General features: G+C 33.1%; 1 protein-coding gene and 2 tRNA genes. 2 read left to right on the forward strand and 1 reads right to left on the reverse strand.

Annotation, left to right across the window (positions count from 1 at the left end):
- Positions 1-126: 126 nt before the first annotated feature.
- Entirely contained in the window at positions 127-1,008 is an 882-nt protein-coding gene (locus DW911_RS10850) for a DMT family transporter (protein WP_118434203.1), read from the reverse strand.
- Positions 1,009-1,114: 106 nt separating this feature from the next.
- On the opposite strand from DW911_RS10850, the gene DW911_RS10855 reads away from it, so the two are divergent.
- Both DW911_RS10855 and DW911_RS10860 read left to right on the forward strand, forming a co-directional pair.
- Positions 1,115-1,191, forward strand: a tRNA-Arg gene (locus tag DW911_RS10855).
- Positions 1,192-1,195: 4 nt separating this feature from the next.
- Positions 1,196-1,271: transfer RNA gene (locus DW911_RS10860), tRNA-Thr, on the forward strand.
- The last annotated feature ends 81 nt before the right edge of the window (positions 1,272-1,352 follow it).

The raw sequence follows: 1,352 nt of genomic DNA on the forward strand, positions 1-1,352 counted from the left end.
CCACCGATTGTTACAATTTTTACAGGTTTTTTATTCATTTATCTTTCCTCCTTGATTACACATATGATTATAGACAAAAAAGCAAGACATTACTTTATTTTTTCACTTAACGAAAATAAAAAGAAGCTATGCTTCTTTTTTATAACTTAGGATAAATATTGTTGATAGAATTAAAATAAAACCAATTAAATCAAATACTGTAAATGAAGAGTGAAGCCATACACACATAAAAAATGTTGCGCTTACAGGTTCAAGTGCTCCAATCAGCGAAGCACGCATAGCCCCAATATAATGTACACCTAATAGATATAATGAAAATCCCAATGCTGTTCCAATAACGATAATGCCAAGAACCCCGATGATACCAATAAAATCTAATGATACTTGAATAGTCCACACTTTACCGATGATACCTAAAACAATACCACCAATTAACATAGCATAACCAATAGGAATTAAACTTCCCCATCTATTCATAAGATTTCTTGGTAATAGCGAATAGAGAGATGCTGATAAACCAGCCATAACACCCCAAAATAATCCCAAAGGAGTAATATTCATTTCATGAATATTACCATGAGTGGCAAGAATAAATGTTCCACTAAAGGCAAGTAGTATACAAATAATTTCTTTTTTGTAAGGTAATCTTTTACAAACAAGACATGTATATAACATAATAAATACTGGATTAAGATATTGTAGTATAGCTGCCGTAGAACTATTTGAATGATAAATAGCAGTCATATATGAATATTGACAAAACATTAAACCACATATAGAAAAACAAATAAGTTGAATTACATCTGATTGATGTTTCCAAATAGCAATAGACTTCTTCCTATCTTTAATAAAACAAATAATCAATAATATAATGCCTGCTCCTAACATTCGCATGGTTGTTAACCATGTTGTGTTAAGATGATAATTTTGAAACAAAAATTGTCCTATTGTTCCTGATAATCCCCAAAAAATACCGCCAAGTGCGGTTAAAATAACCCCCTTTTTCATTATGATCACCTCTTATTGTAGACATTCTAACAAAATTGATTATCATTGACAAATAAATATTTATAGCACTCATAAATAAATAGTGGTAAAATAATATATGCGACGTGGTGCGCTAGCTCAAGTGGATAGAGCACACGCCTCCGGAGCGTGGGGTAAGGCGTTCGAATCGCCTGCGTACCGCCAAATTGCCGGTGTAGCTCCAATGGTAGAGCAACTGACTCGTAACCAGTAGGTTGCAGGTTCGATTCCTGTCACCGGCACCAGTTTGATTTTTGAAAACTAACTACAAAATGAACTGAACCCAATTTGTTGGACAGATGAATTTCAGATAGTAACGATTATTA

Origin of the sequence: Erysipelatoclostridium sp. AM42-17 (assembly GCF_003480255.1) — a bacterium.
In the GTDB taxonomy this organism is placed as follows: Bacteria; Bacillota_I; Bacilli_A; order Erysipelotrichales; family Coprobacillaceae; genus Faecalibacillus.

What these genes read in the sequence shown, in the direction of transcription:
- DW911_RS10850 (WP_118434203.1), bottom strand. Translation starts at nt 1,008, where the DNA reads ATGAAAAAGGGGGTTATTTTAACCGCACTTGGCGGTATTTTTTGGGGA.